This is a genomic window from Cohnella xylanilytica, from assembly GCF_014212175.1.
In the GTDB taxonomy this organism is placed as follows: Bacteria; Bacillota; Bacilli; order Paenibacillales; family Paenibacillaceae; genus Cohnella; species Cohnella xylanilytica.
Genome location: NZ_JACJVR010000039.1, coordinates 1 through 24,029, shown reverse-complemented (window position 1 = coordinate 24,029; position 24,029 = coordinate 1). Strand labels below are relative to the sequence as shown.

23 protein-coding genes are annotated in these 24,029 nt (G+C 63.1%); 10 read left to right on the top strand and 13 right to left on the bottom strand.

Annotation, left to right across the window (positions count from 1 at the left end; genetic code table 11):
- The first annotated feature begins 3 nt into the window (after positions 1-3).
- A complete protein-coding gene (locus tag H7B90_RS10455) occupies positions 4-483 on the top strand; it encodes a C40 family peptidase (protein ID WP_185135811.1) in 480 nt (159 codons plus the stop codon).
- A gap of 472 nt (positions 484-955) precedes the next feature.
- The gene (locus tag H7B90_RS10450) at positions 956-1,291 is read left to right on the top strand and encodes a hypothetical protein (protein WP_185135810.1); all 336 of its coding nucleotides are present in this window, start codon (positions 956-958) and stop codon (positions 1,289-1,291) included.
- A 197-nt stretch (positions 1,292-1,488) separates the two neighbouring features.
- Here H7B90_RS10450 and uxaC read toward each other — a convergent pair whose 3' ends face one another.
- Together uxaC and H7B90_RS10440 are read right to left on the bottom strand one after the other, a co-directional pair.
- Positions 1,489-2,907, bottom strand: coding sequence for a glucuronate isomerase (gene uxaC / locus H7B90_RS10445; protein ID WP_185135809.1), 1,419 nt, complete (start codon positions 2,905-2,907; stop codon positions 1,489-1,491).
- 144 nt (positions 2,908-3,051) lie between these two features.
- Entirely contained in the window at positions 3,052-4,341 is a 1,290-nt protein-coding gene (locus tag H7B90_RS10440; RefSeq protein ID WP_185135808.1) for a Gfo/Idh/MocA family oxidoreductase, read from the bottom strand.
- A 127-nt stretch (positions 4,342-4,468) separates the two neighbouring features.
- Between H7B90_RS10440 and H7B90_RS10435 the strand changes: the two genes are divergently transcribed.
- Positions 4,469-5,317: an AraC family transcriptional regulator gene (locus tag H7B90_RS10435; protein ID WP_185135807.1), complete on the top strand. Its 849-nt coding sequence runs from the start codon at positions 4,469-4,471 to the stop codon at positions 5,315-5,317.
- 52 nt (positions 5,318-5,369) lie between these two features.
- Here the strand turns inward: H7B90_RS10435 and H7B90_RS32865 are convergent, their stop codons facing one another.
- The 5 genes from H7B90_RS32865 to H7B90_RS10415 form a co-directional block, all read right to left on the bottom strand.
- Positions 5,370-5,495, bottom strand: coding sequence for a hypothetical protein (locus tag H7B90_RS32865; RefSeq protein WP_260410926.1), 126 nt, complete (start codon positions 5,493-5,495; stop codon positions 5,370-5,372).
- Between the two features lie 214 nt (positions 5,496-5,709).
- Entirely contained in the window at positions 5,710-7,035 is a 1,326-nt protein-coding gene (locus H7B90_RS10430; RefSeq protein WP_185135806.1) for a hypothetical protein, read from the bottom strand.
- Entirely contained in the window at positions 7,032-8,126 is a 1,095-nt protein-coding gene (locus tag H7B90_RS10425; RefSeq protein WP_185135805.1) for a DUF58 domain-containing protein, read from the bottom strand. The genes H7B90_RS10430 and H7B90_RS10425 overlap by 4 nt, the downstream gene beginning before the upstream one ends.
- Before the next feature lie 4 nt (positions 8,127-8,130).
- On the bottom strand, positions 8,131-9,099 hold the full coding sequence (locus H7B90_RS10420) for an AAA family ATPase (protein WP_185135827.1): 969 nt from the start codon (positions 9,097-9,099) through the stop codon (positions 8,131-8,133).
- 239 nt (positions 9,100-9,338) lie between these two features.
- Positions 9,339-10,208, bottom strand: coding sequence for an ABC transporter ATP-binding protein (locus H7B90_RS10415; RefSeq protein ID WP_185135804.1), 870 nt, complete (start codon positions 10,206-10,208; stop codon positions 9,339-9,341).
- A gap of 187 nt (positions 10,209-10,395) precedes the next feature.
- On the opposite strand from H7B90_RS10415, the gene H7B90_RS10410 reads away from it, so the two are divergent.
- The gene (locus H7B90_RS10410; protein WP_260410923.1) at positions 10,396-10,731 is read left to right on the top strand and encodes a hypothetical protein; all 336 of its coding nucleotides are present in this window, start codon (positions 10,396-10,398) and stop codon (positions 10,729-10,731) included.
- Between the two features lie 135 nt (positions 10,732-10,866).
- Here H7B90_RS10410 and H7B90_RS10405 read toward each other — a convergent pair whose 3' ends face one another.
- Together H7B90_RS10405 and H7B90_RS10400 are read right to left on the bottom strand one after the other, a co-directional pair.
- The gene (locus H7B90_RS10405) at positions 10,867-11,079 is read right to left on the bottom strand and encodes a hypothetical protein (protein WP_185135802.1); all 213 of its coding nucleotides are present in this window, start codon (positions 11,077-11,079) and stop codon (positions 10,867-10,869) included.
- Between the two features lie 153 nt (positions 11,080-11,232).
- Entirely contained in the window at positions 11,233-11,988 is a 756-nt protein-coding gene (locus H7B90_RS10400; protein WP_246578736.1) for a YheC/YheD family protein, read from the bottom strand.
- A gap of 195 nt (positions 11,989-12,183) precedes the next feature.
- On the opposite strand from H7B90_RS10400, the gene H7B90_RS10395 reads away from it, so the two are divergent.
- From H7B90_RS10395 to H7B90_RS10375, 5 genes are all read left to right on the top strand, one after another.
- Entirely contained in the window at positions 12,184-13,410 is a 1,227-nt protein-coding gene (locus H7B90_RS10395) for an AMP-binding protein (protein WP_260410921.1), read from the top strand.
- 10 nt (positions 13,411-13,420) lie between these two features.
- A complete protein-coding gene (gene sbnA, locus H7B90_RS10390) occupies positions 13,421-14,398 on the top strand; it encodes a 2,3-diaminopropionate biosynthesis protein SbnA (RefSeq protein WP_185135800.1) in 978 nt (325 codons plus the stop codon).
- Positions 14,395-15,357 carry a 2,3-diaminopropionate biosynthesis protein SbnB gene (locus H7B90_RS10385; RefSeq protein WP_185135799.1) on the top strand — a complete coding sequence of 321 codons (963 nt, stop codon included), beginning with the start codon at positions 14,395-14,397 and terminating at the stop codon, positions 15,355-15,357. The genes sbnA and H7B90_RS10385 overlap by 4 nt, the downstream gene beginning before the upstream one ends.
- Before the next feature lie 121 nt (positions 15,358-15,478).
- Positions 15,479-15,919, top strand: coding sequence for a hypothetical protein (locus H7B90_RS10380; protein WP_185135798.1), 441 nt, complete (start codon positions 15,479-15,481; stop codon positions 15,917-15,919).
- Positions 15,920-16,061: 142 nt separating this feature from the next.
- The gene (locus tag H7B90_RS10375) at positions 16,062-17,393 is read left to right on the top strand and encodes an EAL domain-containing protein (protein WP_185135797.1); all 1,332 of its coding nucleotides are present in this window, start codon (positions 16,062-16,064) and stop codon (positions 17,391-17,393) included.
- A 24-nt stretch (positions 17,394-17,417) separates the two neighbouring features.
- Here H7B90_RS10375 and gdhA read toward each other — a convergent pair whose 3' ends face one another.
- On the bottom strand, positions 17,418-18,794 hold the full coding sequence (gdhA, locus tag H7B90_RS10370; protein ID WP_185135796.1) for an NADP-specific glutamate dehydrogenase: 1,377 nt from the start codon (positions 18,792-18,794) through the stop codon (positions 17,418-17,420).
- A gap of 208 nt (positions 18,795-19,002) precedes the next feature.
- A complete protein-coding gene (locus H7B90_RS10365) occupies positions 19,003-19,989 on the bottom strand; it encodes a diaminopimelate dehydrogenase (RefSeq protein ID WP_185135795.1) in 987 nt (328 codons plus the stop codon).
- 219 nt (positions 19,990-20,208) lie between these two features.
- Here H7B90_RS10365 and H7B90_RS10360 point away from each other — a divergent pair, with 219 nt between their 5' ends.
- Positions 20,209-21,837, top strand: coding sequence for an alpha/beta fold hydrolase (locus H7B90_RS10360; protein WP_185135794.1), 1,629 nt, complete (start codon positions 20,209-20,211; stop codon positions 21,835-21,837).
- Positions 21,838-21,931: 94 nt separating this feature from the next.
- On the opposite strand, the gene H7B90_RS10355 is transcribed toward H7B90_RS10360, so the two are convergent.
- Positions 21,932-23,146 carry an MFS transporter gene (locus tag H7B90_RS10355; RefSeq protein ID WP_185135793.1) on the bottom strand — a complete coding sequence of 405 codons (1,215 nt, stop codon included), beginning with the start codon at positions 23,144-23,146 and terminating at the stop codon, positions 21,932-21,934.
- 162 nt (positions 23,147-23,308) lie between these two features.
- On the bottom strand, positions 23,309-23,863 hold the full coding sequence (locus H7B90_RS10350; RefSeq protein ID WP_260410927.1) for a TetR/AcrR family transcriptional regulator: 555 nt from the start codon (positions 23,861-23,863) through the stop codon (positions 23,309-23,311).
- Positions 23,864-24,029 lie beyond the last annotated feature (166 nt).

Sequence of the window (24,029 nt, the reverse complement as noted above, 5' to 3'; positions counted from 1 at the left end):
GCTTTGCGCAAGTTTTCCGCAATACTGTTCGGCCTTGCCTTACTGCTGGGTTTCCAGGTTGGCAGCGCGTTCGCCGATTCCAAGCTGGACAGCACCGTAGACAAACTGATCGGAATCGACTACGAATACGGCGGCACGACCACCAGCGGCTTCGATTGCTCGGGATTCACGTCCTACGTATTCAAGCAGCTCGGATTGAAGCTGTCTCGTTCGTCGAAGGAACAGTATGAACTCGGAGACAAGGTAGCAAGTGAAGATCTCAGAGCCGGGGATCTCGTGTTCTTCAACACAACCGGCAACGGCGTCTCGCACGTAGGCATCTACGTCGGGAACAACAAGTTCGCCCATTCGTCGACTTCCAAGGGAGTTACGATCTCGGACCTCGACGAGAAGTACTGGGCGAAGCGTTACATCGGCGCCCGTCGCGTGATGGACTCCGATACGTACCAGAAGGTGGCCGTAGACGCCGAGCAAGCGGCGTAAGAGCGCCACGGACCGGGAGCCCGCGGATTCGCGGGCTCCCGGTTTTTTATGTCCAATTCGATTTTGATTTGGACCCGTCTGCCTCGAGAAGGTGCTTGGGCTTGAGGTGTACGAAAAAACATACAATTTCTTCGCTGAAGCGGCACCTTACCTGAATGTTGTATGAAAAACCATACAAATTCTTCTTTGAAAAGGCGCCTTGCTCGATTGGTGTATGAAAAATCGTACAAAAGCTCATCTGCATGGCTGATTTCGATGATGCTAATCGAAAAATCACACAAATTTATCCGTCTGCCTGCGGCTGAGCCTTCAGCGTTAGCGAAATGGGTGTCCGTCGGACCCCGGTCGTTACCCACGGAGTTTTTTCCCGATCGGATCTATGCCAAGATAGGAACCCGAGCAGGGATCGCGTATCCTGTATGTTTGTGCGCCAATGGTAGTTTTTTTATTCCCATCGCGAGGAGGAACCGACATGCAGCGAAGAACGGCGGGAATCGTCTTCATCGGCATTGCCGCATTCTTGTACGGCATCCGATATTTGAGCGCGGCGATTTACGGCTCGAACGCCCAGAGCTGGGGCGGCTACCTGTTCCGGGACCTGCTGAACGCCGTCGGACCCGGTCCTCTCGTCTTAAGCATCCTGTCGCTTGCCGTCGGAGTCGTCTATCTGCTCTACGCCGAATTCGGCGATTCGATGAAGGGCGCCACGGGCCGTATCCGGGACAATTGGCGGGAGTTCGACACCGAGACCGGGGCCGTCCGCGGGACGGCTGACGAAAACGAAGACGCGGACGGACCGAATCGATAGAGGATGGGAGAAAAAGAGGTACTTTGGCCGGCTCGGCTGCCCTGAATGCCGAATNNCTCCCGCCAGCGCGGCTGCTCTGAATGCCGAATTTTTCGGCATTGGTGCGCTCGCTCGCCGATGCGGAGATCCATAGAACGAAGGGCCGTACCTAAGTCATCGCGGATGACTTTCGGGACGGCCCCTCTGTTCTTACGGCGCTATTGCGCGTCGAATCCGAAATACCGCTTCGCGTTGCCGTAGCAAATATCCTTCACGAGACCGCCGAGCAGCTCCATGTCGCCGGGAACCTCTCCGTTCTCCGCCCACTCCCCGATGAGGTTGCACAGGATCCGGCGGAAATACTCGTGCCGCGTATACGACAGGAAGCTGCGCGAGTCCGTCAGCATGCCGACGAACCGGCCGAGAAGCCCGAGGTTCGCGAGAGCGCGCAGCTGCTCCAGCATGCCGTCCCGCGTGTCGTTGAACCACCACGCGGAGCCTAGCTGCATTTTCCCCGGGATGCCTCCGCCTTGGAAGCTGCCGATCGCCGAGCCCAGCACGTACAGATGGGTCGGATTGAGCGAATAGACGATCGTGCGGGGAAGCTCGCCGTCCTTCTCCCATGCGTCCAGCAGACGGACGAGGGGGCCGCCGACCGCGCTGTCGCCGATCGAATCGTAGCCCGTGTCCGGGCCGAGCCGGTCGAACATCCGGGAATTGTTGTTGCGGGCCGCGTTGATGTGAAGCTGCATCGACCAGCCCAGCCGCGAGTAGATCCGGCCGAGGAACAGCAGCGTGTGCGTCTTGTACTTCCGCTCCTCTTCGTCCGTCACCGCGTTCCCTGCCAGAGCCTTGGCGAAAATCGCCGCCGCCTCTTCCCGGGTCGCGTCCGCGTAGCCCATCACGTCGAGCGCATGGTCCGACACCCGGCATCCCGTCTCGTGGAAGAACTCCGCCCGCTCCTCGAGCGCCGACAGCAACCCCTCGTAATCGGCGACCTTGCGTCCGACCGCCTGCTCGAGCCGCCCGATCCACGGCAGGAACGTCGCCCGGTTAATCTCGAGCGCCTTGTCCGGACGGTACGACGGCAGCACCTGGACTTTGAAATCTTCCAGCTGCTTGATCTTCAGGTGATACTCCAGCGTATCGGCCGGGTCGTCGGTCGTGCAGATGACCTCCACGTTCGACTTCACGATCAGGTCGCGGACGCGGAAGCCTTCCGGCTGCCGGAGCTTCGCGTTGACCTTCTCCCAGATGACGGGCGCGTTCGCTTCGTTCAGAATCTCGTTTACGCCGAAGTAGCGGCGCAGCTCCAGATGCGACCAATGGTACAGAGGGTTCCCGATCGTCTTCGGCACCGCGGCCGCGAAGGCGGCGAACCGTTCGTAATCTCCTACTCCTTCGCCGCCCGTCACCAGCCGCTCTTCGACCCCGTTCGCCCGCATCGCCCGCCATTTGTAATGGTCCCCGTAGAGCCATACCTGGGTCAGATTGTCGTAGGAGCGGTTCTCCCAGATCTCTTGGGGACTCAGATGGCAGTGATAGTCGATGATCGGCTCGTTCGCCGCGTACTCGTGGTACAACCGCTCCGCCGTCTTGTTCGACAGCAGGAAGTTCTCGTCCATAAATGGCTTCATGCCCGCTCCTCCTTCGTCTCTCCCGCCCGGCGATCGACGGATCGCCCTCATCGTGCAATCGATACTCGCCTAGCCTGGCCTCGGGCTCCAACAAGACGGTTTTTTCCGCTTGTTCGCCCCTCGCAGCCCAGCCCCGGTACCGACTTAACGGAACCGCACCAGCTCCTCGACCTGCACCGCCTGGCCGGTGCGGATCGAGCGGTTCGCCGCGATGCCCGTCAGAATCGAGCGCGCGCCGTCGACGTGGTTCGCCGCCCGGTTCCACTTGTCGGGCACCGGCGTGCCGAACAGATCGTTCAAGAGCACCGGGTCGCCGCCGCCGTGGCCGCCGACTCCTTCTTCCACTTCCACCTCGTAAGGAGCGCCGAACATCGGCCGCACGAGAATCTTCTTGCTCTGCAGCGCCCCTTCGTCCGCCTTCTCCCCGCCGGAGTTGACGTAGCTCTGCTCGACGATCTCCATCTCGATCCGGCCCTTCGTGCCGGTGAACGCGATCCGGTAGCCCTCCCAAGGCGCATAGGCGGTCAGCGAATACGTCAGGATCGCCTGGTTGCGGTAGCGGACGATAACGCCCATCGTGTCCTCGATGCTGATGCCGTCGCCGAACACGCTCTGGTCGCGGCGATAGCCGTCCTCGTGCTCCGCGTCCAGGTACATCGCCTTCAGGTGCTCGTTGGAATCGAGATGCAGCGCGAACGGGTCGTCCTTCGCCAGCGGATTGCCGGTCGCCCGCTCGTAGAACTTCGTCACGCCCCGCTGCTCCGCGTTCTCCCGGCCGTAGAAGAGCAGGTCGCCGAACGCGAACACCGTCTCCGGCTGCGACGCGATCCAGAAGTTGACGAGGTCGAAGTGGTGCGTCGACTTATGGACGAGCAGGCCGCCGCTGTTGCGCTTGTCCCGATGCCACCGGCGGAAGTAGTCGGCGCCGTGCTGCGTGTTCAGCAGCCATTCGAAGTGGACGGCGGTCACCTTGCCGATCGTGCCGGACGCGATCAGCTCCCGCGCCTTCGTATGGTGCGGCGCGTAGCGGTAGTTGAACGTGACGCGCACGTTCCGTCCTGTGCGCTCGACGGCGTCGAGTATCTCCTGGCACTTCTTCTCGTCGACCGTCATCGGCTTCTCGGTGACGACGTCGCAGCCCAGCTCCATCGCGCGGATGATGTAGACGTGGTGGGTGCGGTCGACGCTGGTGACGATAACGGCGTCCGGCTTCTCTTCCTCGATCATGCGGTCGAACTCTTCGGTTTTATAGGTGCGTACGGCGGGATAGTCGTACTTCTCGACGAGACGCTTGTTCGCGTAGTCCATGCGGGTCTGGTTGATATCGCAGAACGCCAGCAGCTCCGAGGTGTCGCGATAGTCGGACGCGATCGCCCCGTAGAAAAATTCCGCCCGTCCCCCCGAACCGACCAATACGTATCTCTTCTTCGACATGCCGATTTGCTCCTCTCCTGCATTGCGGGTTATGAGTTCATTTTACCGCATCGAAATGCTATAATTCTGCTCAAATGATGCGGGAATTCCCGCAAATGCCGCATATGTTGCGCAGGAGGAAGCCGACATGGAGCTGGAGAGCCGAAGCTATGGAAGCGCTCGCGATTTGTACGTGGAATACGTCAAGCGTACGCGTCCGTACACGATGACCGTCGACCACTTCCATTCCTTCTATGAGATCTACTACCTGCTCTCGGGCAGCCGGATCTACTTCGTGCAGGACCGGACGTACCGGGTGGAGCAGGGCGATCTCGTGTTCTTGGGGAAAAACGTGCTCCACAAGACGATGCAGGGAGAGAGCGCATCCCACGAGCGGTTCATCGTCCACTTCGGCGACGACTTCGTCCGGCAGCGGGGCGGGGCTCACGCCGAGCTTCTGCTGGAGCCGTTCCGGCAGAGCGGTCCGGTCATCCGGCTGCCCCGCGAGGAGCAGCGCGCGGTCGACCGGCTCGTCCGCCGCATGGCCGAAGAGATCGGGACCAAGCCGCCCGGCTACGAGCTCGTCCCTCCGGCGGCCGTCGCCGATCTCCTTCTTCTCGCGGCGCGCCATGTCCGCGAGCAGGCCCCCCTGCCCGCCTACGAGAACCTGTCTCCCAAGGAGGCGAAGATCTCCGAGGTCGTCCGCTATATCAACGCGAACTACCATACGCCGCTGAAGCTCGGCGAGCTGGCCGACCGCTTCTACGTCAGCCGGCATCATCTGAGCCGGACGTTCAAGGAAGTGACCGGCTTCGCGTTCTCCGACTACCTCGTCCTGACCCGAGTCAAGGAAGCGCAGGCGCTGCTGCGGGACACCGACCGCCCGATCGCGGACATCGCGTCCGCCACCGGCTTCGACAATTTCTCCCACTTCGGCAAGACGTTCAAAAAAATAACCCGCCAATCGCCTCGCGAATACCGCAAGGGAAGCGGGTAAGGGTCGCCGCGGCAGGGCGCGGACTCTCCGGCGGACAGCCGAGCCGGGGCGCCTATCGCAGGCGCCTTCTCGGGCGCGACTTGACCTTGAACCAGACTTCGCCTTCGTCGTCCCGGTAGAACTGGATGCCTACCAGCTTGAGCGGAGTCCATATCTCGTGGAAATAATAATGAGGCACTCGAACCATCCCCTTACGGAACTTAGGATATATACCTAAAGTGCCATAGAACTGGAAGATTGAGTAGTGAGTCCTGTCATTGTTTTCGTCATATGACCGTTAGGGCCCAGAAGGACGATAGTCATGGGACCATCCGGGACGGGCATGACTCGGCCTATGCCCGATGGCGACCGAATCGATGCTGGCTGACGGAGGCTTGAAAAGCGCTCAGGGATTACTTACCCGTCTTCTTCCACGGATAATCATTCGCCAGCTCGGCGATCTCCCGCTCGCTCCCGATCGCCTCTCGCGGCCCGTATCTCGCCTTGCCGTACAAGGCGCCGAGAGCCTCGCGGACTCGGCCGAGCCAAGCCGCGGCGGCGGGGCCGGCGGCCTTCCTCCCGGGATGGGCCTCTCTCCACTTCGCGAGCTTCTCGAGCGTCTCGTCCGGCGTATCGGACGGCCGGAACCCGTACCCGTCCTCGATGCCGGACGCCACGGCCTCCTCGTAGAGGCGGCGCACCCGCCCGGCGCCGTCCAGCCGCTCCCACTCCTCGCGGGAGAGCGGCTCTCGCTTCGGGCGGCCCCGCCACCGGGCGGCCGCTTGGCGAAGCGCCTTGCCGATGTCGAGCAGGCTCTCGCGCTCGTCGGCGTACGCGGGAGCTTCGGCCGGCGCCGGCCTGGCGAACAGCCGGGCGAGGAAGGCGCGGATTCGGCCGGACAGCTGCCGGACCCATTCCAGATTGAGCAGGAAGCGTCTAACGAGCAGCCAAGCCAGGACGGCGGCCACAATCCCCGCGATGACGTAGAAGACCGTATTGAGAATCTTCGCCCACCGTCCGGGCGAAGAGCCGCCGGCTTGGTCCATCCAATCGGGAAGCGCGGGCGGCGCCTCGGGCGGCGGTTCCGGGACCGGGGGCCTCCCCTTGGGCGCATGCGAGCTCAGGAAGTCGACGATCGCCCTCCACAGGTGGAAGTCGCTTGTCGCCAGGAAGACGGCCAGCACGGCGGCGATCAGAACGGTCGCATAGGCGCGGGTCGACCGGGTCACGATTCTCGTGACGATCCCGTTATGCAGGGAGGCGGAATCCAGAAGCCGCGAATGCCCGGCATAGACGGAGAGCACGAACCAGGCGATGCCGGCGCCGATGAACAGCGGCCGGTAGGGCGACAGCGCGGCCGCCCAATGCACCGCGACGAGCGCGACCCCGTTCGTCGCGACGCCGGCCATGCCGATCGCGGTCAGGCCCAGCGGGCGGCCGCTTCTCCAGGCGACGACGCCCAGGTAGAGTGCGGGGAGCAGCAGGCTGCCGTTCAGGTAGATGGCGGCGCCGACGACAGTCGCCACGAGCAGACCGTAGACGATCCACGGCGAGAGGAAGCGCCCCGCCGTCGTCGCCGCTCCGAGAAGAGCGGCTCCGAGCAGGACGGCCAGCCAGCCGTACGTCCAGTCCAGCGAGACCGCTTCGGCCACGCCCAGAGACACCGGGAGCCAGGCCAGCAGCTGCAGGATAGCCCGATACAAGCTCGGAGTGCCGAACCGGACCCTTCCCTTCTTCATGCGATCGCCTCCCGGTACAGCAGCAGCGTCTCCACCCGGTTCCCCGACTGCCGAAGGCGGTCGACCAGCATTCGCTGCTTGGGAGTGAGGAACGCCGAGATGAGCAGCACGTTGGCGTTCCGCAATCCCGACGCGGCCAGCTCCTCCAGCACGTAGGCCAGCTCGCGGCGGACGACGGGCTCGAACTCCGCCATGAGGCGCAGCAGGGCGAAGAGATGCTCCCGGCCCGCCCGCGGCTCGACGCGAAGGGGAACGTCCCGCCTCTCCCCCGCCTGGCCGTTGAAGACGAGCCCGGCCTTGCCGCCGCTGTTCATCAGGTGATGGATGACCGAGGCCGCGAAGCTGACCGCTTCCTCGAACGCTTCCGGCGGAACGCGGCGGTTCTCGGCCGCGTCCAACAGCTCCGCGTTCAGCAGCACGATCGCGTCGTTGTCGACCATGCTCTCGCGCTTGTTCACGAGCAGTTGCCCCGTCTTCGCGGTCGCGCTCCAATTGACCTGCTTCATGGAGTCCCCGCTCCGGTAGGCGCGGATTCCGGCTATCTGGTAGTGGTCCTCCCGGAACGCTTCGGGATGGCCGAGCGAGCTCTGCATGAACTGGCGGACGGAGACGGGAAGCCGGGCGGCCTCCCGGATCGCGGGCAGCACGGCGATCTCGCAGTCGGCCGTCAGCGCCAGCGTGCCCGCGGGCGTGCCGAGCAGGTCGCCGAACGTGCAGGTCAGGCTCGAGAGGCGGAACACGCCCCGATGGGCGCACAGCACCTCGTGCTTGCGGCGCACCTTCGTGAAGGGCGGCAGGCTGAACAGGCTGGCATGGTTCTGCAGCAGCTGGCCCGAGCTGACCGCCATCTCCGAGCCCGGGCTGCCGAACCGGAGCATCGACGGCATCATCGTCTCGATCCGGATCCAAGGCAGCGGAAGCGGCTTGCCGTTCGTCAGCGTCTCGTTCAAGGTCACGCGTTGGCCCGCGAAGGCGTAGGGAGCGCTGAAGGATCTCTCGTACCGGATGCCCTTCGCGCCCCACAGCCGGAATGCGCCCCGCTGGACCAGATACACGGCGGCGAACACCGTCAGCAGCCAGACGACGGCCATCGGCTCAGCCCCGTTCCAGCGCCGGCTCGGTCGGCACTGGCACGTTCTCGAGGATGCTCCGCAGCAGCCGATCGGCCTTCCCCCGTTCCGCTTCGAACGGGTCCCGCAGCTGGATACGGTGGGCGAAGACCGGGACGGCGAGAGCCTTGACGTCGTCCGGCAGCACGAAGTCCCGGCCCCGGAGAAGGGCGCGGGCTTGCGCCGCCTTCGCGAGCTGCAGGCTTCCGCGCGGGCTGACGCCGCTGCCGATCTCGGGGTGCTCGCGCGTCGCCGAGACGATCCCCAGCAGGTAGCGCAGCAGATCGTCGCCGATCTTCACTTGGGGGACGAGCCGCTGCAGCTCCGCCAGCTTCTCCCGGTCCAGCACCGGCCGCAAGTCGGGAAGCGGATCCCGGGCGGAGAAGCGCCGTAAGATCTCCGTCTCCTCCTCTTCCGTCGGGTACCCCATCCGGATGCGCATCATGAACCGGTCCAGCTGCGCGTCGGGCAGCGGGAACGTGCCGTGGCTCTCGATCGGATTCTGGGTGGCGATCACGAGGAAGGGAGAGGCGAGCGGGTACGTCTCCCCGTCGATCGTCACCTGCCGCTCCTCCATGCATTCCAGCAGGCTGGACTGCGTCCGGGGAGTGGCCCGGTTCAGCTCGTCGGCGAGCAGGATATGGGTGAAGACAGGGCCTTGCCGCAGCTCGAAGCGCCCCTCCCGCTGGTTGTAGAAGTTGATCCCCGTTATGTCGGAGGGGAGCAGGTCCGCGGTGAATTGGATTCGCTTGAAGTCGCAGCGCAGCGTTCGGGCGAGCGACTTGGCGAGCAGCGTCTTGCCCGTTCCGGGCACGTCTTCGAGAATGAGATGCCCCGAGGCGAGAAGGACGATGAGCAGATGCTCCACGACGTCCCTCTTGCCGACGACGGCGGCGGCGATCTGGTCCGAGATGGCGGCGGCTTGCGCCCGGATCTCTTCGGTATGCGGAATCATGCGGATGGCCTCCAGATTTTCGATAGGATAAGGGCGGCGGAACCGGACAACGAACGCGGGAAAATCGGAATCGTCCACGAATTCTTCAAGGGACGAATTCGGACGAATTCGGTGAAGCGCTTCCATTCGAAGGCGAACCTCCTATTCCCTCTATTTTACAGAGAGACTGTCCGCCTGACAAACTGCAAAAGCCCCCGTCTCCGCATAGGCGGACGACAGGGGCGGATGTTCGCTTATAATTATCCCGCGGCATACGCCGGCTCGGGAGCTCGCTCGGCATTCTCTTGGCCGGCCGGCAGATTCCCGGATTCCGTCGTCGACGCGTCCGCCGCCAATCCGTAAGGCAAGCACATCGGCGTTCCCGTGCGCGGGTCGGGAATGACGTCGGCGTCGATGCCGAACACGACTCTGAGCATCTCGGGCGTCATGACTTCCGTCGGGTCTCCCTCGTACAGAACGGTTCCCTTCTTCAAGGCGACGAGATGCTGGGCGTAGCGGGCCGCATGGTTCAGGTCGTGCACGACCATGATAATCGTACGGCGCTGATCCCGGTTCAGCTTCTCGAGCAGCATCATGACTTCGATCTGATGCGCCATGTCGAGGAAGGTCGTCGGTTCGTCGAGCAGCAGCACTTCCGTTCCTTGGGCCAGTGCCATCGCGATCCACGCGCGTTGACGCTGCCCGCCGGAGAGCTGATCGACGGGACGGTCGGCGAACCCGTACATGCCCGTCGCTTCCAAGGCCCATTCCACCATCCGGTGGTCTTCGGCCTTCAAGCTTCCGAAGCCCTTCTGGTGGGGATAACGCCCGAAGGAGACGAGCTCCTGTACCGTCAGGCCTTCCGGGGAAGTCGGATTCTGCGGCAGAATCGCCAGCTGCTTCGCCACTTCCTTGGTCGGCTGCCGATGGATCTCCTTGCCGTCCAGGTAGACGCCGCCGCTCAGCGGGCTCAGAATGCGGGCCATCGCCTTCAGGATGGTCGACTTGCCCGATCCGTTGGAACCGACCAGAGCGGTGATCTTCCCGTCCGGCACCGATAAGTTCAACTCTTCTACTATGCGACGGCTGCCATAGGCAAGAGCCAACCGATTCGTGTTTAACCGCGACATGGAATCTCTCCTCGCTCCGCAATTGAAAATCATTCTCACACTCTCTGTATTGAATGATAATTGTTCTCATCGTCGTTGTCAACCGGAAATGCGGAACGGGAATTTGCCTCTTGCGATCCTTATAATCCCGAGTATAATACTAGGTATAACAACCGAAGCGGACTTCCCGGGAATGGAGATGCGGATGATGACGAATGCGAACCGGCAGGCGGCCGAGCAGTGGGTGAACGATTATTTGGACTTGTACAACTATGCCGTGCGGATCGGCGACGCCGAATGGCAGCAGGAGATCGTCCGTACGCTAGGCTCGAAGGAAGCGCATATCCGCGAGCTGTCGGAACATCTCGTCCTGCGCGGGCTCTGGCTGCGATTCGACGCGATCAACCGGAAGATGATCGAGCTGTACGAGCAGCTAAGGGACAATCGGGACGCGGTCGACGGCGAGCGGCTTCGGGAGAAGGTATGGGAGCTGAAGAGGCAGAGGGTGATCGTCGCCAACGAGATCCGGGCTCATCGCCCGTAATCCGTCCTTATAATAAAAAAAGCCGGCATGCAGCGGTCTGCTTTGCCCAGCGTTCGGTTCGGCGCGTATAACGGCATGCGGCGGTCCGCTCTGCCGGGTCGGGGTTCCCTGAATGGCCAGATTCACGGAACCGAATTACTTAGCCGTCTTCATCTCGCGCATCATGCCCATCATCATCGTCGTCATCTCGTCGCATTCCTGCATCTTGGACATCATCATATCCATGTCCATGCCGTCCATCATGTTCTTCTCGGACATGAGTTCCATCATCCTCTTCATGCCCTTCATCTTGACCATCATCTCTTCCATGCACATCGTCATCATCATCTGCATGCACGTCTTCTCCATCGGATTCACCTCCTTATAGGCTTGTCCATGTCCAACAATACAATAAGCCTTGAACGAATTCAAGGCTTATTTGCATATTTCTCTTGATTTTGGAAAATCGTTTGTGGTATAAATATAGTTTTAATTCTTATTTTTCCGCCTGGATTTATCCCTTCAGCCCCGCTTCGCCTTCGTCACCCGAAGGTCGTACTTCCTTCCGTACAACCGGCCGAGCCGCACGATCCGCCTTAGCATCGACCGATTCCGCAGCAGCTTGAACGGCTTGGCGTCCGGCCTCGAATTCACTTCCAGTATCCACGTTCTCAGCTTGCCGTCGACGGCGACGTCGAGGCCGAGCTCGTTCAATCCGCTCACCCGGTTCAAGCGGGCCGCGGTCAGCCGGGCCAGCCGGTGGAAGCGCCGGACGAGCCGCTTCGCCCCCCGCTTCCCGACCTTGGCCCGAAGCAGCCCCGACGCGGAATAGATCGTGCCGCCCTGGCTGCCGTTCGTCACCGCCTTAAGGGGATGGGCCACCCGGGCCAGCGTTCCCGTCACTTCCCACTTCCGGTCGGGCCGGCGCTGGATCATGACCCGGAAGTCGACCGGGCGCCCTCCCCGCCGAAGAACCCGGATCCCCCTTTGCGCCAGGTACGTTCTCTTTCTTTTGTGAGCCAAGATCCACCTGTAGGCCTTCGCGTAAGAGTCGAACCTCACGCGCGACGTGCCGGCGTGAACCCGGTAGCCGCGGCCCCTCTTCTCCACTTTGATGACGCCTCTGCCGAGCGAACCGACGACCGGCTTCACGTAAGCGAGCCCGTAGCGGTCCAGCATCCCCTTCAATGTTCTCGCGTTCATGAGCCTCGTCTCCGGCAGATGGCGCGCCAACGCTTTAGAGCGGCGCAAAATCTGCGTCTTGCTCCATTTGCTCACGAGCGGAACCCGATTCCCCAATCCGCATCCCCTCCGTCGAATTCGTTAGTTCACTTCCGGCATTCTACCTTACGATATGGCGAATCCCGCCGCCTGCTAGGGCGTGCGCCTTCCGCCGCGCCCGAACCCTTGCGGATTAGGCTTAATAGAATGAAGAATCACCGAACCGAATCCTCAACATAGCGGAGGGCATGGATGAAGACGACTTCCTGGCTAACGAAGAAAATCGAGCAGACGCTCGCCCTGTTCCCCTGGTACGGCCGGCTGGGCCCGATGAGCGAATCGGCCGTCAGGCAAGCGCTCGATCTGGACAGCCTGCCGCTCGTCACGTCGGACGTGCTGGAGAAGCACTATTACTCCCCGCACCAGCCTCTCGGCAAGCGGCAGGACCTTCACGTGTACCGGACGTCGGGGACGAGCTCGGGCCTGCGCAAGACGATCTATTACTCCGACGAGGACGAACGCTTGTATGCGGAGATCAAGAGCAAGATTTTCGGCCGCTTCCTCCAGGGATCGGGCGCGAGAACCGCCCTGTCCGACATGGGGACCGGCCATGCCGCGAACACCGCGACGGACGTCTTCCTGCGGATCGGCCTGCAGGCCGAATCGATCTCGTTCCGGCTGCCGGTGGAGCGGCACCTCGAACGGCTGGATGCCGTGAGGCCGGACGTGCTGTACACGATGCCTTCCATTCTGGACAGTCTGCTGCAGGCGGCGGACGATCCGAAGCGGTACCGCATCCGCAAAGTCATTCTCGTCGGAGAGGCCGCGCCTCCCGCCTGGATCGAGAGAGCCGCGGAACGGCTCGGCATCGGGCCGGCCGACGTCATGGACACGTACGGGTCGATCGAGATCGGCACGATCGCGTACTTCTCGCACGAGCACGGGCGCTATCTGTTCGCCGAAGGCATCGAGGCCGAAGGCCTGCGGAACGTCCCCGCGATTCCGGGGTCGGACGGGCTGGCGGACGACGAGTCCGTCCTCGTGCTCACGTCGACGGCCAGAGACCTGTTCCCCTCGCTCCGTTACGTCACCTACGACGTCGTGCGCGATCTGCGTCCGATCGAGGTCGACGGAGAGCCGCGCATGAGCTTCCAGGCCCTCGTCCGCCGGCTCGGCCCGGAGCTGAAGCACGGCGAGAAAATCAGCGTCTACGACATCGAGGACGTCGTGTTCCGGCATATCGGGCAAGCGATCGTGCGCGTTCAAGTGACGGACAACAAGCTTCGCGTCCACGTGGGCGGAGAAGCGGCGACGCCGGAACGCCTGGCCGCCATCGAGAACGATCTGATGGATCGGATTCCCGAGATCGGACAGATGATCCGCAACCGGCTGCTCGACGAGCTCAAGGTCGTTCGGGCGGACGAAGCTTCTCCCCGCGCGGCGAACGCGGTCAAGCACAAGAAGATCTATACCGAATGAGGTGCGGATAATGGAGATGGACGGCGTGCTGCGGACGATCGGGGATACGCCGCTCGTGCCGCTGAAGCGAATGTTCGCGGATGCGCCTTACAAGGTTTACGCCAAGCTGGAGATGATGAATCCGGGAGGAAGCGCCAAGGATCGGCCCGCCCTGCGCATGATCCGCAAGGCGATCGAGCGAGGGGAGATCGGTCCCGGTACGACGGTCGTCGAATCGAGCTCGGGCAATCTGGCCATCAGCCTGGCGCAGATCTGCCGGTATCTGGGCATCGGGTTCGTCTGCGTGCTGGACGCGCGCACGACCCCCGCGAACGCCCGGCTCCTTCGCGGCCTCGGAGCCCGGATCGAGTGGATCGACAAGCCGGATCCCGAGACGGGCGAGTACTTGCCCGCCCGCATCCGGCGGGTCCGCGAGCTGCTGCAAGAGATTCCGGACAGCTATTGGCCGAACCAATACGCCAACCCGGACAACTACCTGTCCCACTATCACACGACCTGGCCGGAGATTGCCCGGTCTCTCGGCCGCGTCGATTATTTGTTCGTCGGCGTCAGCACGTTCGGAACGTTGAGAGGGTGCGCGGAGCGCATTCGCGCCGACGGCTCGTCCACCCGGGTCGTCGCGGTGGACGCGAAGGGCAGCGTGATCTTCGCCGGGGGCGAGACCGCCAAGCGGAGGCTGCCGGGACTTGGGGCGGCCGTCTCTCCGCCCCTTAGCAAGCCGGAGCTCGCCGACCGGGTCGTCCGCGTGGGCGATCTGGACTGCGTGCGCGTCTGCCGGGAGCTGCTCCGGACGGAGGCGATTCTGGCGGGCGCCTCCTCGGGCGGAGTGCTGGCCGCGATCCGGCGGCTGCACGCGGAGATCGAGGATGGAGCGGTCTGCGCCGCCATCCTCGTCGACCGCGGCGACCGGTACGGCGACACCGTCTACGACGACGAATGGGTGGCGGACGCCTTGGGCGTCTCGCCGGAGGAGGCGAGCCGGCTGTGATCTACCTGGACGACGGCCATATCCGGCAGATGGGACTGGACTGGCCGGAGCTCGCCGAGACGATCCGCAAGACGGCGCTGCTGCACGGCACGGAGGAGATCGCGCAGCCGCTGAAGCCGTACTTGCGGTTCCGCGATCCGGCCAACCGGATCATCGCCATGCCCGCGTTCGTCGGCGGGGACGTGGAAGCCTGCGGCATCAAGTGGATCGCCAGCTATCCGGGCAATCTCGGGCGGGGACTGCCCCGCGCGCACAGCGCCCTGGTGCTGAACGATCCCGCGACCGGCGAGCCGATCGCCTTCATTAAGGGCGCCCTCATCAGCGCGCTCCGGACGGCGGCGGTCAGCGCGGTCATGCTGGACGCCTGGCTGAAGCGGCGCGGCGCGGCTTCGTTCTCCGCCGGGATCGTCGGATTCGGCCCGATCGGCCGGACGCACTTGTCGATGCTGGCCTCCTTGTTCGGCGACCGGCTGGACCAAGTCCGGCTCTGCGACCTTCGCGGCGTGGAGGAGAGCGCGATAGAAGACGGCCTCCGCGATAGAACGAAGATCGTCTCCGGCTGGCGGGAGGCGTATGCCGAGTCCGACGTCTTCCTCACCTGCACGACCGTCGGCGACGGGTATATCGACCTGCCGCCGCGGCCCGGCACGCTGCTGCTGAACGTCTCTCTCCGCGATTACGTCGAGGATTGCGTCAAGCATCTGACCGCGGCCGTCGTGGACGACTGGACGGAGGTGTGCCGCGAGAACACTGTCATCGAGCGCCTCCATCTCCATCACGGATGGACGCGGGAGCGCTCCGTCTCGCTGAAGGAGGTTCTCGCGTCGAACGGGCTGGATCGCCTCCCCCCGGACGAACCGGTCTTCTTCAATCCGATGGGCATGGCGGCCTTCGACATCGCGGCGGCGTCTTATTATCGGAACAAGGCGCTGGCCATGGGCATCGGGATTCACCTGTAAGGACGGACCGGCTTGGCGGCGGGTCATATCCTCGTTGAAGCGAAGCCGAACGACCCCGGCCTTCCCGAGGCCGGGGTCGTTCTCGTTCTCGTTCTCGCGCGGATTAATGGCGAAAATACGAATGATCGTGCCCTTGTACAACTTGTACGGCATCCCTTCGACATACAGCCTTATCGCGGGAAGCTTCTCCAACGATTCCGTCTCCGCGAGAACGCAGGGACGGCGGATCCGCCTGCTCGTCGTTCCGCTCTTCGTCGGCGTTCTGGCGTCCAGGGCCCTGAACGGCGCCGTTCGGCGCAGCATCGATGAAGGAGCGGGCACGACGCTGTGGCTCATTGCCGGCACGGTCGATTTGCTTACATACGGCGTCTATCTCGCGATCGCCTTATTCGTCTCGCAAGGGCTGAGCAGCGTCTACTCCGATCTCTCCCGGCCCGGGGCTTCGAACGAGGCGGCGGAAGGCGGGGCCGAAGACGAGCGGGAACGGGAACGGCCGGCGGCTTCTTCCGAGCCCGCCCCGGGCGCCGGCGTTCCGGTGCCCGCGCCGCCGACGGCGTCGTAAGGCCGCGGACCTGAGCGTCCCCCGTGAACCGCGTAGAAGTTGTCGAAAAAAGTCTATTCTTTCCGTTCGTCTTCCTATACAATCAAATCAAACTCGGCGGTGTGAAGTTTCATAACACCTCCGTAACGCTAGGAGGACGGCGATGAAGAACGACCTTACCGAGCTCCAGGCCCTGCCCTCCCTGCATCCGGACGAGCGGCTCGCGGCCTTCTATCAACCGATTCTCGCGCTGGACACGCGCCGCATCGTCGGCTACGAAGTGCTGGGCCGCCGGCGGGAAGGGTCCTCCGTCCGCAGCCTCGGCCCGTTCTTCGCGGATCCCCGCGTTCCGGCCGAGGAGCAGCTTCGCGTCGACCGCCTGCTGCGGGAGAAGGCGCTGGCCAAGACGTCGGCCATGGCCGACCCGCCCGGGCTGTTCCTCAACCTGAAGCCTTCCTGGATCTATCGGCATCACAAAGAGACCGGAGAGCTGCACACTCTCCGGCTGTTGAATCGATATGGGCTCGACCCGAGCCGGATCTGCATCGAGATCACGGAGGAGGAATTCCGGGGTCCGACGGCGGAGCTGAGCGAGGTGATCGACGTCTACCGAGCCCAAGGCTGCCGCATCGCCATCGACGACGTCGGCTCGGGGTTCAGCAACTTCGACCGGATCGCCCAGCTTCAGCCGAACCTGCTCAAGGTCGATATTCATCTGATGAAGCGAAGCGCGAGCCACAGCGGGTATCTCGGCGTTCTGCGCTCCTTCTCGACGCTGGCCGAGCAGATCGGCGCCTCGCTGCTCGTGGAGGGCGTCGAGACGCGGGAGGATCTGCTCCGCGCGATCCAGATCGGCGCGCGGTACGTGCAGGGCTATCTGTTCGCGCCCGCGGAACCGGAGTTCCGCCCGGAGGACGACTTCTCGCCCCTGATCGAAGAAGCGCTCGCCGAGCACCGCCGGCGGCTCGAAGCCGCGGAACGGCATTGGCGCGAGAGAAGCCGCCGCCTCGTCGAATCGACGAAGGCGAGCGGAATCGAGGACAAGCTGAGAGCGGCCGCCGCCGGAGAGCGTTCTCTCGGTGAAGCCGCCGGAATGGCGGCGGCCGGAGGAGCAGCAGCCGACAATAGCGGCGAGCGCGATCCTGCCGGTCTCGCCGGACTCGCGGAACGGGCGGACGGGATTCTCGCCGGCTGGCTTCCGTCCTTGGACGCCGAATGCCGGCGCGTCTTCCTGTGTCGGGAGAACGGCATCCAGCTGTCTTCGAATCACGTGCGGGATGCCGATGGCGGCTGGCGAACGGAGAAGGAATACCGCGGCTCCGACTGGAGCTGGCGCCCTTACTTCATCCCCCACCTGCTGCGGGCCGACCGCGCCGAGTCGCAGATCTCGCCCAAGTACAAGGACTTGGACTCGCACGCCTGGATTCGGACGGTGTCCATCCCCGTCGGCAGCGAGCTCGTCCTGTTCCTCGACATCGTGGATAACGAGGGGTGAGCCCGGCCTTGGGCCGACCGATCCTTAGACGACGCCCTGCGCCATCATCGCTTCGGCGACCCGCAGGAAGCCCGCGATGTTGGCGCCCGTCACCAGGTTGCCTTCCTCGCCGTACGTCTTCGCGGCGCGGACGCTGCTCTCGTAGATGTCGCGCATGATCGCGTGCAGCTTGGCGTCCACTTCCTCGAAGCTCCAGGACAGCCTCATGTTGTTCTGGGCCATCTCCAGCGCGGATACGGCCACGCCGCCCGCGTTGGCGGCCTTCGCCGGCCCGAACAGGACGCCGGCGCCGAGGAACGCCTCGATCGCCTCCAGCGTCGAAGGCATGTTGGCTCCTTCGCCGATCGCCTTCACTCCGTTCGCGATGAGCAGCTTCGCCGACGCCTCGTCGATCTCGTTCTGCGTGGCGCACGGAAGCGCGATGTCGCAAGGAATCGACCAGATGCCGTCGCAGCCTTCCACGTATTGCGCGCTCGGGTGAAGCGACGCGTATTCGCTGATTCTTTTCCGTTCCTTCTCCTTCAACTGCTTGACCGTCTCCAGCTTGATGCCTTCCGGATCGAAAATATAGCCGTTCGAGTCGCTGCAGGCGACGACCTTCGCCCCTAGCTGCTGGGCCTTCTCGATCGCGTAGATCGCGACGTTGCCCGAACCGGATACGACCACGGTCGCGTCCTTGAACGCCCAGCCCTTGGATTTAAGCATCTCCTCGACGAAGTAGACGCAGCCGTAGCCGGTCGCCTCCTTGCGCCCGAGGCTTCCCCCGTAGCCGATTCCCTTCCCGGTCAGCACGCCGGTCTCGTTCGCGCCGCGAATCCTCTTGTACTGCCCGAACATGTAGCCGATCTCCCGCGCTCCGACGCCGATGTCTCCGGCCGGAACGTCGATATCCGGGCCGATGTGCCGGTACAGCTCCGTCATGAAGCTCTGGGTGAAGTTCATGATCTCGCGGTCCGACTTGCCCTTCGGATCGAAGTCCGAGCCGCCCTTGCCGCCGCCGATCGGCTGTCCGGTCAAGGCGTTCTTCAGAATCTGCTCGAAGCCGAGGAACTTGATAATGCTGGCGTTCACGGACGGATGGAAGCGAAGACCGCCCTTATACGGCCCGAGCGCGCTGTTGAACTGGACCCGGAAGCCGCGGTTGACGTGCACGCGGTCTTGGTCGTCGACCCACGGAACGCGGAAGGTGACGATTCTCTCCGGCTCCACGAGCCGCTCCAGGATGCCCTGTTCGATGTATTCGGGGTGTTGGTCGAAGACGGGGGAGAGGGAATCCAGAATCTCTTTGACGGCTTGATGGAACTCGCTCTCGTGGGGGTTGCGGCGGATAACGGTCTCGTACACGGATTGTACGTATTGGCGGCCCGTTACCCGTTGTTGCTCAAGCGTGACGGTTTTCACTGCTTTTTAACACTCCTCGACAAAAATATTTGCACTAATCGGATGATTCCTTGCACTTATATCCCTAAATACTACCGAAAACTAGGGTAACATGCCAATAAAAATTTTTTTCGCATCCGATAACGCGGCATTCGCGGGGCGAAGAAGCGCTTCCAAGAATGGCAAAAAGACCATCCCGAAGGATGGTCTTGGGGCGCCGAGCCGATTATTACAGCAAATCGCGGCGAAGCTCGTCCGCCGACTTCGGGGAGAGAAGCCCGAGCGGGATGTCGAATACCGTGCGGGCGCCCGACTGGCCTTGCTCGCTCAAGCGGTGAGCCGCGCGGGCGTAGGCGACCAGGACGCTGGCCGTGAACTCGGGATTGCTCTCCAGCTTCAGGCCGAACTCGACGATCTGCTTCGTGCCCGCGCCCGTTACGCCGCTGCGGATGACGAAGCCGCCGTGAGGCATGCCCGCATGCTCGGCCCGAAGCTCCTCTTCGGTGATGAACGTCACCGTCGTGTCGTAATCGGCGAAGTAGTTCGGCATGCCGACGATCTCCGCGCGAATGCGCTCTTGGTCGGCGCCTTCCTCGGCCACGACGAAGCACTGGCGCAGATGCTTCTCGCGCGTCGCGAGCTCCGGCGTCTCGCCCGACCGGATGCGATCGATGACGGATTGGACCGGCACCGTGTACTGGACGCCGGCCTTCACGCCCGGCACCCGGCGGATGGCGTCGGAATGGCCTTGGCTGACCCCTTTGCCCCAGAACGTATAATCCTTGCCTTCCGGCAGGATCGCTTCCGCGAGAAGACGGTTCAGGGAGAACAGGCCCGGATCCCAGCCGGTGGAGATGACGCTGAGCGTGCCGCTCCGCTTGGCGGCGGCGTCGACGGCTTCGTAGAACTCCGGAATCTTCGCATGGGTGTCGAAGCTGTCCACCGTATTGAACATGCTGGCGATGGCCGGCGTCTGCTCCGGAAGGTCGGTCGCCGAGCCCCCGCACAGGATCATGACGTCGATCTTGCCTTTGTACTGCTCGGCGGCCGAGATATGCTCGAACTTCGCGCCGCCTTGGGCGGAGTTCAGATTCCCGGGCTCCCGGCGGGTGAAGATGGCGACAAGCTCCAGATCGGGATTCTGGCGAATGGCCAGCTCGACCCCTCTGCCCAGGTTGCCGTATCCGACGATGCCTACTTTAATCGTTTGACTCACTGAAGGTTCCTCCTTTGGACTATCGCTAGCATGAAGACTCGCAACCTCAAGTATATCGATATTCGACATAGAATGCCCGCGAATAGTCTAAATTTTTGTCTAAATGCTATAAACAACCTCCTTGCAAGCGCCAAATCTTCCTCCATTTGGTTGGTCCGATAGGAAGAACCTGTTATAGTAATCTTATTCCCCCTAGAAAAGAGGTGCCTTATTCTCTCTATGAATCCACGAGATAGAATCCTTCCGAAGGCGGCCGCCGCGGCGCTCGCCTTGACTCTGGCGCTGCCCGGAATCGCCGGCGCAGCCGGCACGTCGGCGTCCGGATCCGGCGATCTCGCCCCGATCCGGGAGACGGCCGCCAAGCTGGGCGCGGAAGTCCGCTGGGATCCGGCCGGCCGGACCGTGTCCGTTACCAAGAACGGCATCGCGCTCGTGTTCAAGATCGGCGAGCCGACGGCGACGCTGAACGGCCTTGCGGTCCCGCTGGAAGAGCCGCTTCGGATCGTCCAGAACCGGGCGCTTTTCTCGGCCGAGCTATTGAACAAGCTGTTGGGTTCGGAGGTCTTGACGCCGGAGGAGACGACGGATCCCGCGGAGCTGTTCATTCGGGCGCTGAGCCAAGGGAACGGAGCCGAGGCGCTTCGATACGCGAGCCCCGAGTTCAAGCAGGCCGTGACGGAGGCTCAGCTGGGCGGTCTGTGGGCAGCCTACGCGCAAATCTACGGGGCGGTCGCGAAGCAGCTCGCGAAGACGGAGTCGGCCAACTCGGTGCACGATAACGTCACGTTTACGTACCAGACGGACAAGGCCGCACTCGCTTACACGGTAAGGCTGAACAAGAAGGGCGAAGTCGACGACTTCTACATCGAATCGGCCGCTCCTTCGGCTTACCAAGCTCCGAAATACGACAATCCCTCCGCCTACAAGGAGGAAGAGGTGACGATCGGCGAGGGAACCTTCGCTCTGCCGGGCGCCTTGACCGTGCCGACGGCGGCTGGCGAAGGCCCGTTCCCCGTCGTCGTGCTCGTTCACGGTTCGGGAACGAACAACCGCGACGAAGCGATCGGCGGCTCGAAGTCGTTCCGCGACCTGGCCGTCGGCCTCGCCGCCCAAGGCATCGCCGTGCTGCGCTACGACAAGGTGACGTACGAGCACACGTTCAAGATCGCGGCCGATCCGAAGCTCACGCTGAAGAGAGAGACCGTCGACGACGCGCTGGCCGCCGTTCGCTTCCTGAAGGGACGGAAGGACGTCGACGCTTCCCGCATCTTCGTCGCCGGCCACAGCCAAGGCGGCTTCGCGATGCCTCTGATCGTGGACGCGGACAAGGAACGCGCCATCAAGGGCACGATTCTGCTGTCCGGCCCGAGCGGCAAGTTCGCGGACATTCTCGTCGAGCAGCAGCAGGAGCTGATCAAGCGCCTGAAGGGCCTCGGAGCGGACACCGCGCCGTACGAGCAGAACGCCGCCCAGGTGAAGGCCGTCGCCGACATGGTGAACGATCCCCGGTATTCGGTCGACCGGCTGCCGGAGAACTTCCCGCTCGGCTCGCCTTACTGGTGGTACGAGCAGCGCGACTACGTGCCGGTCGAGCTGGCGAAGAAGCAGAGCGGCCCGATGCTGGTGCTGCAAGGGGAGAACGATTGGCAGGTGCCGGTCGATCAGTTCGACGGTTGGAAAAGCGGGCTGAAAGACCGGACCGACGTAGAGTACAAGTCGTACCCGAAGGTCACCCATCTGCTCGCCGAGTACGACGGCGTCTCCACCGGCTCCGAGTACGGCCAGCCGGCCAACGTCGCCGAAGCCATCGTGAACGACATCGCGGCTTGGGTGAAGAAGCTTCCTTAAGGATAAATGGATCAATCGGGCAGGGCCGCTCTCTCGAGCGGCCTTTTTTCGCATACCGCCCCTCCCCTCTCTTACCGCTTCTTGTTGCGGCTAATCAGCCGGCCGAGTCCGTTGCCTCCCCCTTCCGGGCGGGGAAGCGGAGCCGCAGGGCGAGCGGCACCGACAGGAAGACGATCGCCGCGGCGAGCAGATAGGTTGGCACGAGCGTGATCGTCTTCATCAGGAAGCCGGATGCGGCGGTTCCGATGAGCATGGCGGCCATCATGATGGGAGTCGCGGTGCCGTTGACTCGGCCAATGTAAGCTTCCTCGACCATCGAGACGAGCGCCGCGCCCAGGACGACCTGCAGGAAGGCCATCGTCGCGCCGACCAGGAACCGCATGGAGGCGGTCAGCCCCGTCCAGACCGACAACGCCTCGACCGCGACCGACAGCGCCAGGATGGCGAAGCCGACCGTGACGACGAGCCGCGGATTCGCCTTGCGGCCGAGCGTCGCCGCCGCGGCCCCGCCGATCAGCATCCCGATTCCCCCCAGCGAGTAGAACCATTGCAGATCCTCTTTGTCCAGGTGAAGCCGTTCCGTGACGAGGAACACGTCGAGCGGTTGGATGAGGCCGGCTCCGAGTCCGATCAGGGCGAAGGAGAGCGTGATTAGCATCAGGTTCCGCTGGCTGCGCATGTAGGCCCACCCGGACAGCATCTCTCTCCAGACGGAGCCTCCGGCGATCCGGGGCTCTCTCTTGTAGGTCGGCAGTGCCAGCTGCAGCGACGCGGACAAGGCGAACAGGGCGACCAGCATCGCGAGGGAGCTCTCGACGCCGGCCCACGAATAGACGACGGTGCCGAGCACCGGGCCGGCGATGGTGAAGAGGGCCATTAGGCTTTGGGTGACGCCGGTCGCTGCCGGAATCAGCTCTTCGGGCACGTGACGCTTGAACATGACGGCGGACGAAGGCTGGGAGAATTGGGTGACGATGGCCGACACGGCCGTCGCCGCGAAGACGGCTTGCCACCAGCCGGCCATGACCAACACGAGGATCGCCCCGATGGAGACGGCGCTGAGAGCGTCGCCGGCGATCATCGTCCGCTTCGGATTCCACCTGTCCGCAAGCGTGCCCCCGACAAGAGAGAAGACGAAGATCGGCGCGTATTCGAACACGGTCAGCAGCGATACCGCCACGGGGTCGTTGTTCGTCTGCTCGATCACATAGAACAGCAAGGCCATGTTCCGCACCCAGATTCCGATTTGCTGGATCAGATCGGCCGAAGCCACCAGTACGAACACTTTGTTTTTCCATAAATCCTTCATAGCTCCAACGCCTCCGTCATTAATAATCCGACCAGTCAGTCCATTAATGGGGCAAAAAAAACGGCAATTGTCCAAATCGCATACGGCGCCGACGAATCGTCCGGAGCGGCTCACATCCCAACCGCCGCCCCGGAGCTCGTCGGACAAACCGGAAAACCTATGTCAGCCGTCTGCGCCGGAGCTGCGGATGCCGCGAAGCAAAATATCGATGGACCTGCGGTAGAGCGGCCCGATGCGCTCGGCTCCGAGCTCGTAATAAGCGACGCCGAGGCCGCCCATCAGACCGAGCACGACGTACAGGAGCTCGTCAACGTCCATGCGCTCGAACTCGCCGCTCTCCATCCCGTCCTCGAGCAGCTGCCGGAAGATCGGATAATGGGCGCGGGTAATCTCCATTAAGCGCGCTAGCACGGCCGGATCGGCGGTCTCGCTGCCGCTGAACTCCTCTGCCGCCTTCATAAGCGGGTTCTGGAAGTCGGAGGCAAAGTGCTCGGCAAGCGCGTACAGCTTGTCGGTCGCCGTGCGCAGAGGAGCGGAGATCGCGGCCCACTTGTTCATCCACTCCAGCATTGTCAGCTCCAGGATGTACAGGAAGAGCTCTTCCTTGCTCTTGAAATGATAATAGATACTGCCTTTGCTGGCGCCAGCAGCCTCGCGGATCTCGTCCATTGTGGCGGCGGAATAGCCCTTCTGCTCGAAGAGCGCCTTTGCCCGCAGCGCGATCCGCTTCTTGGTGTGCTCGCCTTGTCCTGCAGGTCGGGCCAGGGGTCTCCCTCCTTCCTCCGTTTATAAACCGACTATCCGGTCTATAAATGCAGTATAGCCGATAGCCGCGGGGATGGCAACGTTCTTCCGGCTGAGTTGTCGTTGTGCTGTGATAATG

What these genes read in the sequence shown, in the direction of transcription:
- H7B90_RS10450 (WP_185135810.1), top strand. Translation starts at nt 956, where the DNA reads ATGCAGCGAAGAACGGCGGGAATCGTCTTCATCGGCATTGCCGCATTC.
- uxaC (WP_185135809.1), bottom strand. Translation starts at nt 2,907, where the DNA reads ATGAAGCCATTTATGGACGAGAACTTCCTGCTGTCGAACAAGACGGCG.
- H7B90_RS10440 (WP_185135808.1), bottom strand. Translation starts at nt 4,341, where the DNA reads ATGTCGAAGAAGAGATACGTATTGGTCGGTTCGGGGGGACGGGCGGAA.
- H7B90_RS10435 (WP_185135807.1), top strand. Translation starts at nt 4,469, where the DNA reads ATGGAGCTGGAGAGCCGAAGCTATGGAAGCGCTCGCGATTTGTACGTG.
- H7B90_RS10430 (WP_185135806.1), bottom strand. Translation starts at nt 7,035, where the DNA reads ATGAAGAAGGGAAGGGTCCGGTTCGGCACTCCGAGCTTGTATCGGGCT.
- H7B90_RS10425 (WP_185135805.1), bottom strand. Translation starts at nt 8,126, where the DNA reads ATGGCCGTCGTCTGGCTGCTGACGGTGTTCGCCGCCGTGTATCTGGTC.
- H7B90_RS10420 (WP_185135827.1), bottom strand. Translation starts at nt 9,099, where the DNA reads ATGATTCCGCATACCGAAGAGATCCGGGCGCAAGCCGCCGCCATCTCG.
- H7B90_RS10415 (WP_185135804.1), bottom strand. Translation starts at nt 10,208, where the DNA reads ATGTCGCGGTTAAACACGAATCGGTTGGCTCTTGCCTATGGCAGCCGT.
- H7B90_RS10410 (WP_260410923.1), top strand. Translation starts at nt 10,396, where the DNA reads ATGACGAATGCGAACCGGCAGGCGGCCGAGCAGTGGGTGAACGATTAT.
- H7B90_RS10405 (WP_185135802.1), bottom strand. Translation starts at nt 11,079, where the DNA reads ATGGAGAAGACGTGCATGCAGATGATGATGACGATGTGCATGGAAGAG.
- H7B90_RS10395 (WP_260410921.1), top strand. Translation starts at nt 12,184, where the DNA reads ATGAAGACGACTTCCTGGCTAACGAAGAAAATCGAGCAGACGCTCGCC.
- sbnA (WP_185135800.1), top strand. Translation starts at nt 13,421, where the DNA reads ATGGAGATGGACGGCGTGCTGCGGACGATCGGGGATACGCCGCTCGTG.
- H7B90_RS10380 (WP_185135798.1), top strand. Translation starts at nt 15,479, where the DNA reads ATGATCGTGCCCTTGTACAACTTGTACGGCATCCCTTCGACATACAGC.
- H7B90_RS10375 (WP_185135797.1), top strand. Translation starts at nt 16,062, where the DNA reads ATGAAGAACGACCTTACCGAGCTCCAGGCCCTGCCCTCCCTGCATCCG.
- H7B90_RS10360 (WP_185135794.1), top strand. Translation starts at nt 20,209, where the DNA reads ATGAATCCACGAGATAGAATCCTTCCGAAGGCGGCCGCCGCGGCGCTC.
- H7B90_RS10355 (WP_185135793.1), bottom strand. Translation starts at nt 23,146, where the DNA reads ATGAAGGATTTATGGAAAAACAAAGTGTTCGTACTGGTGGCTTCGGCC.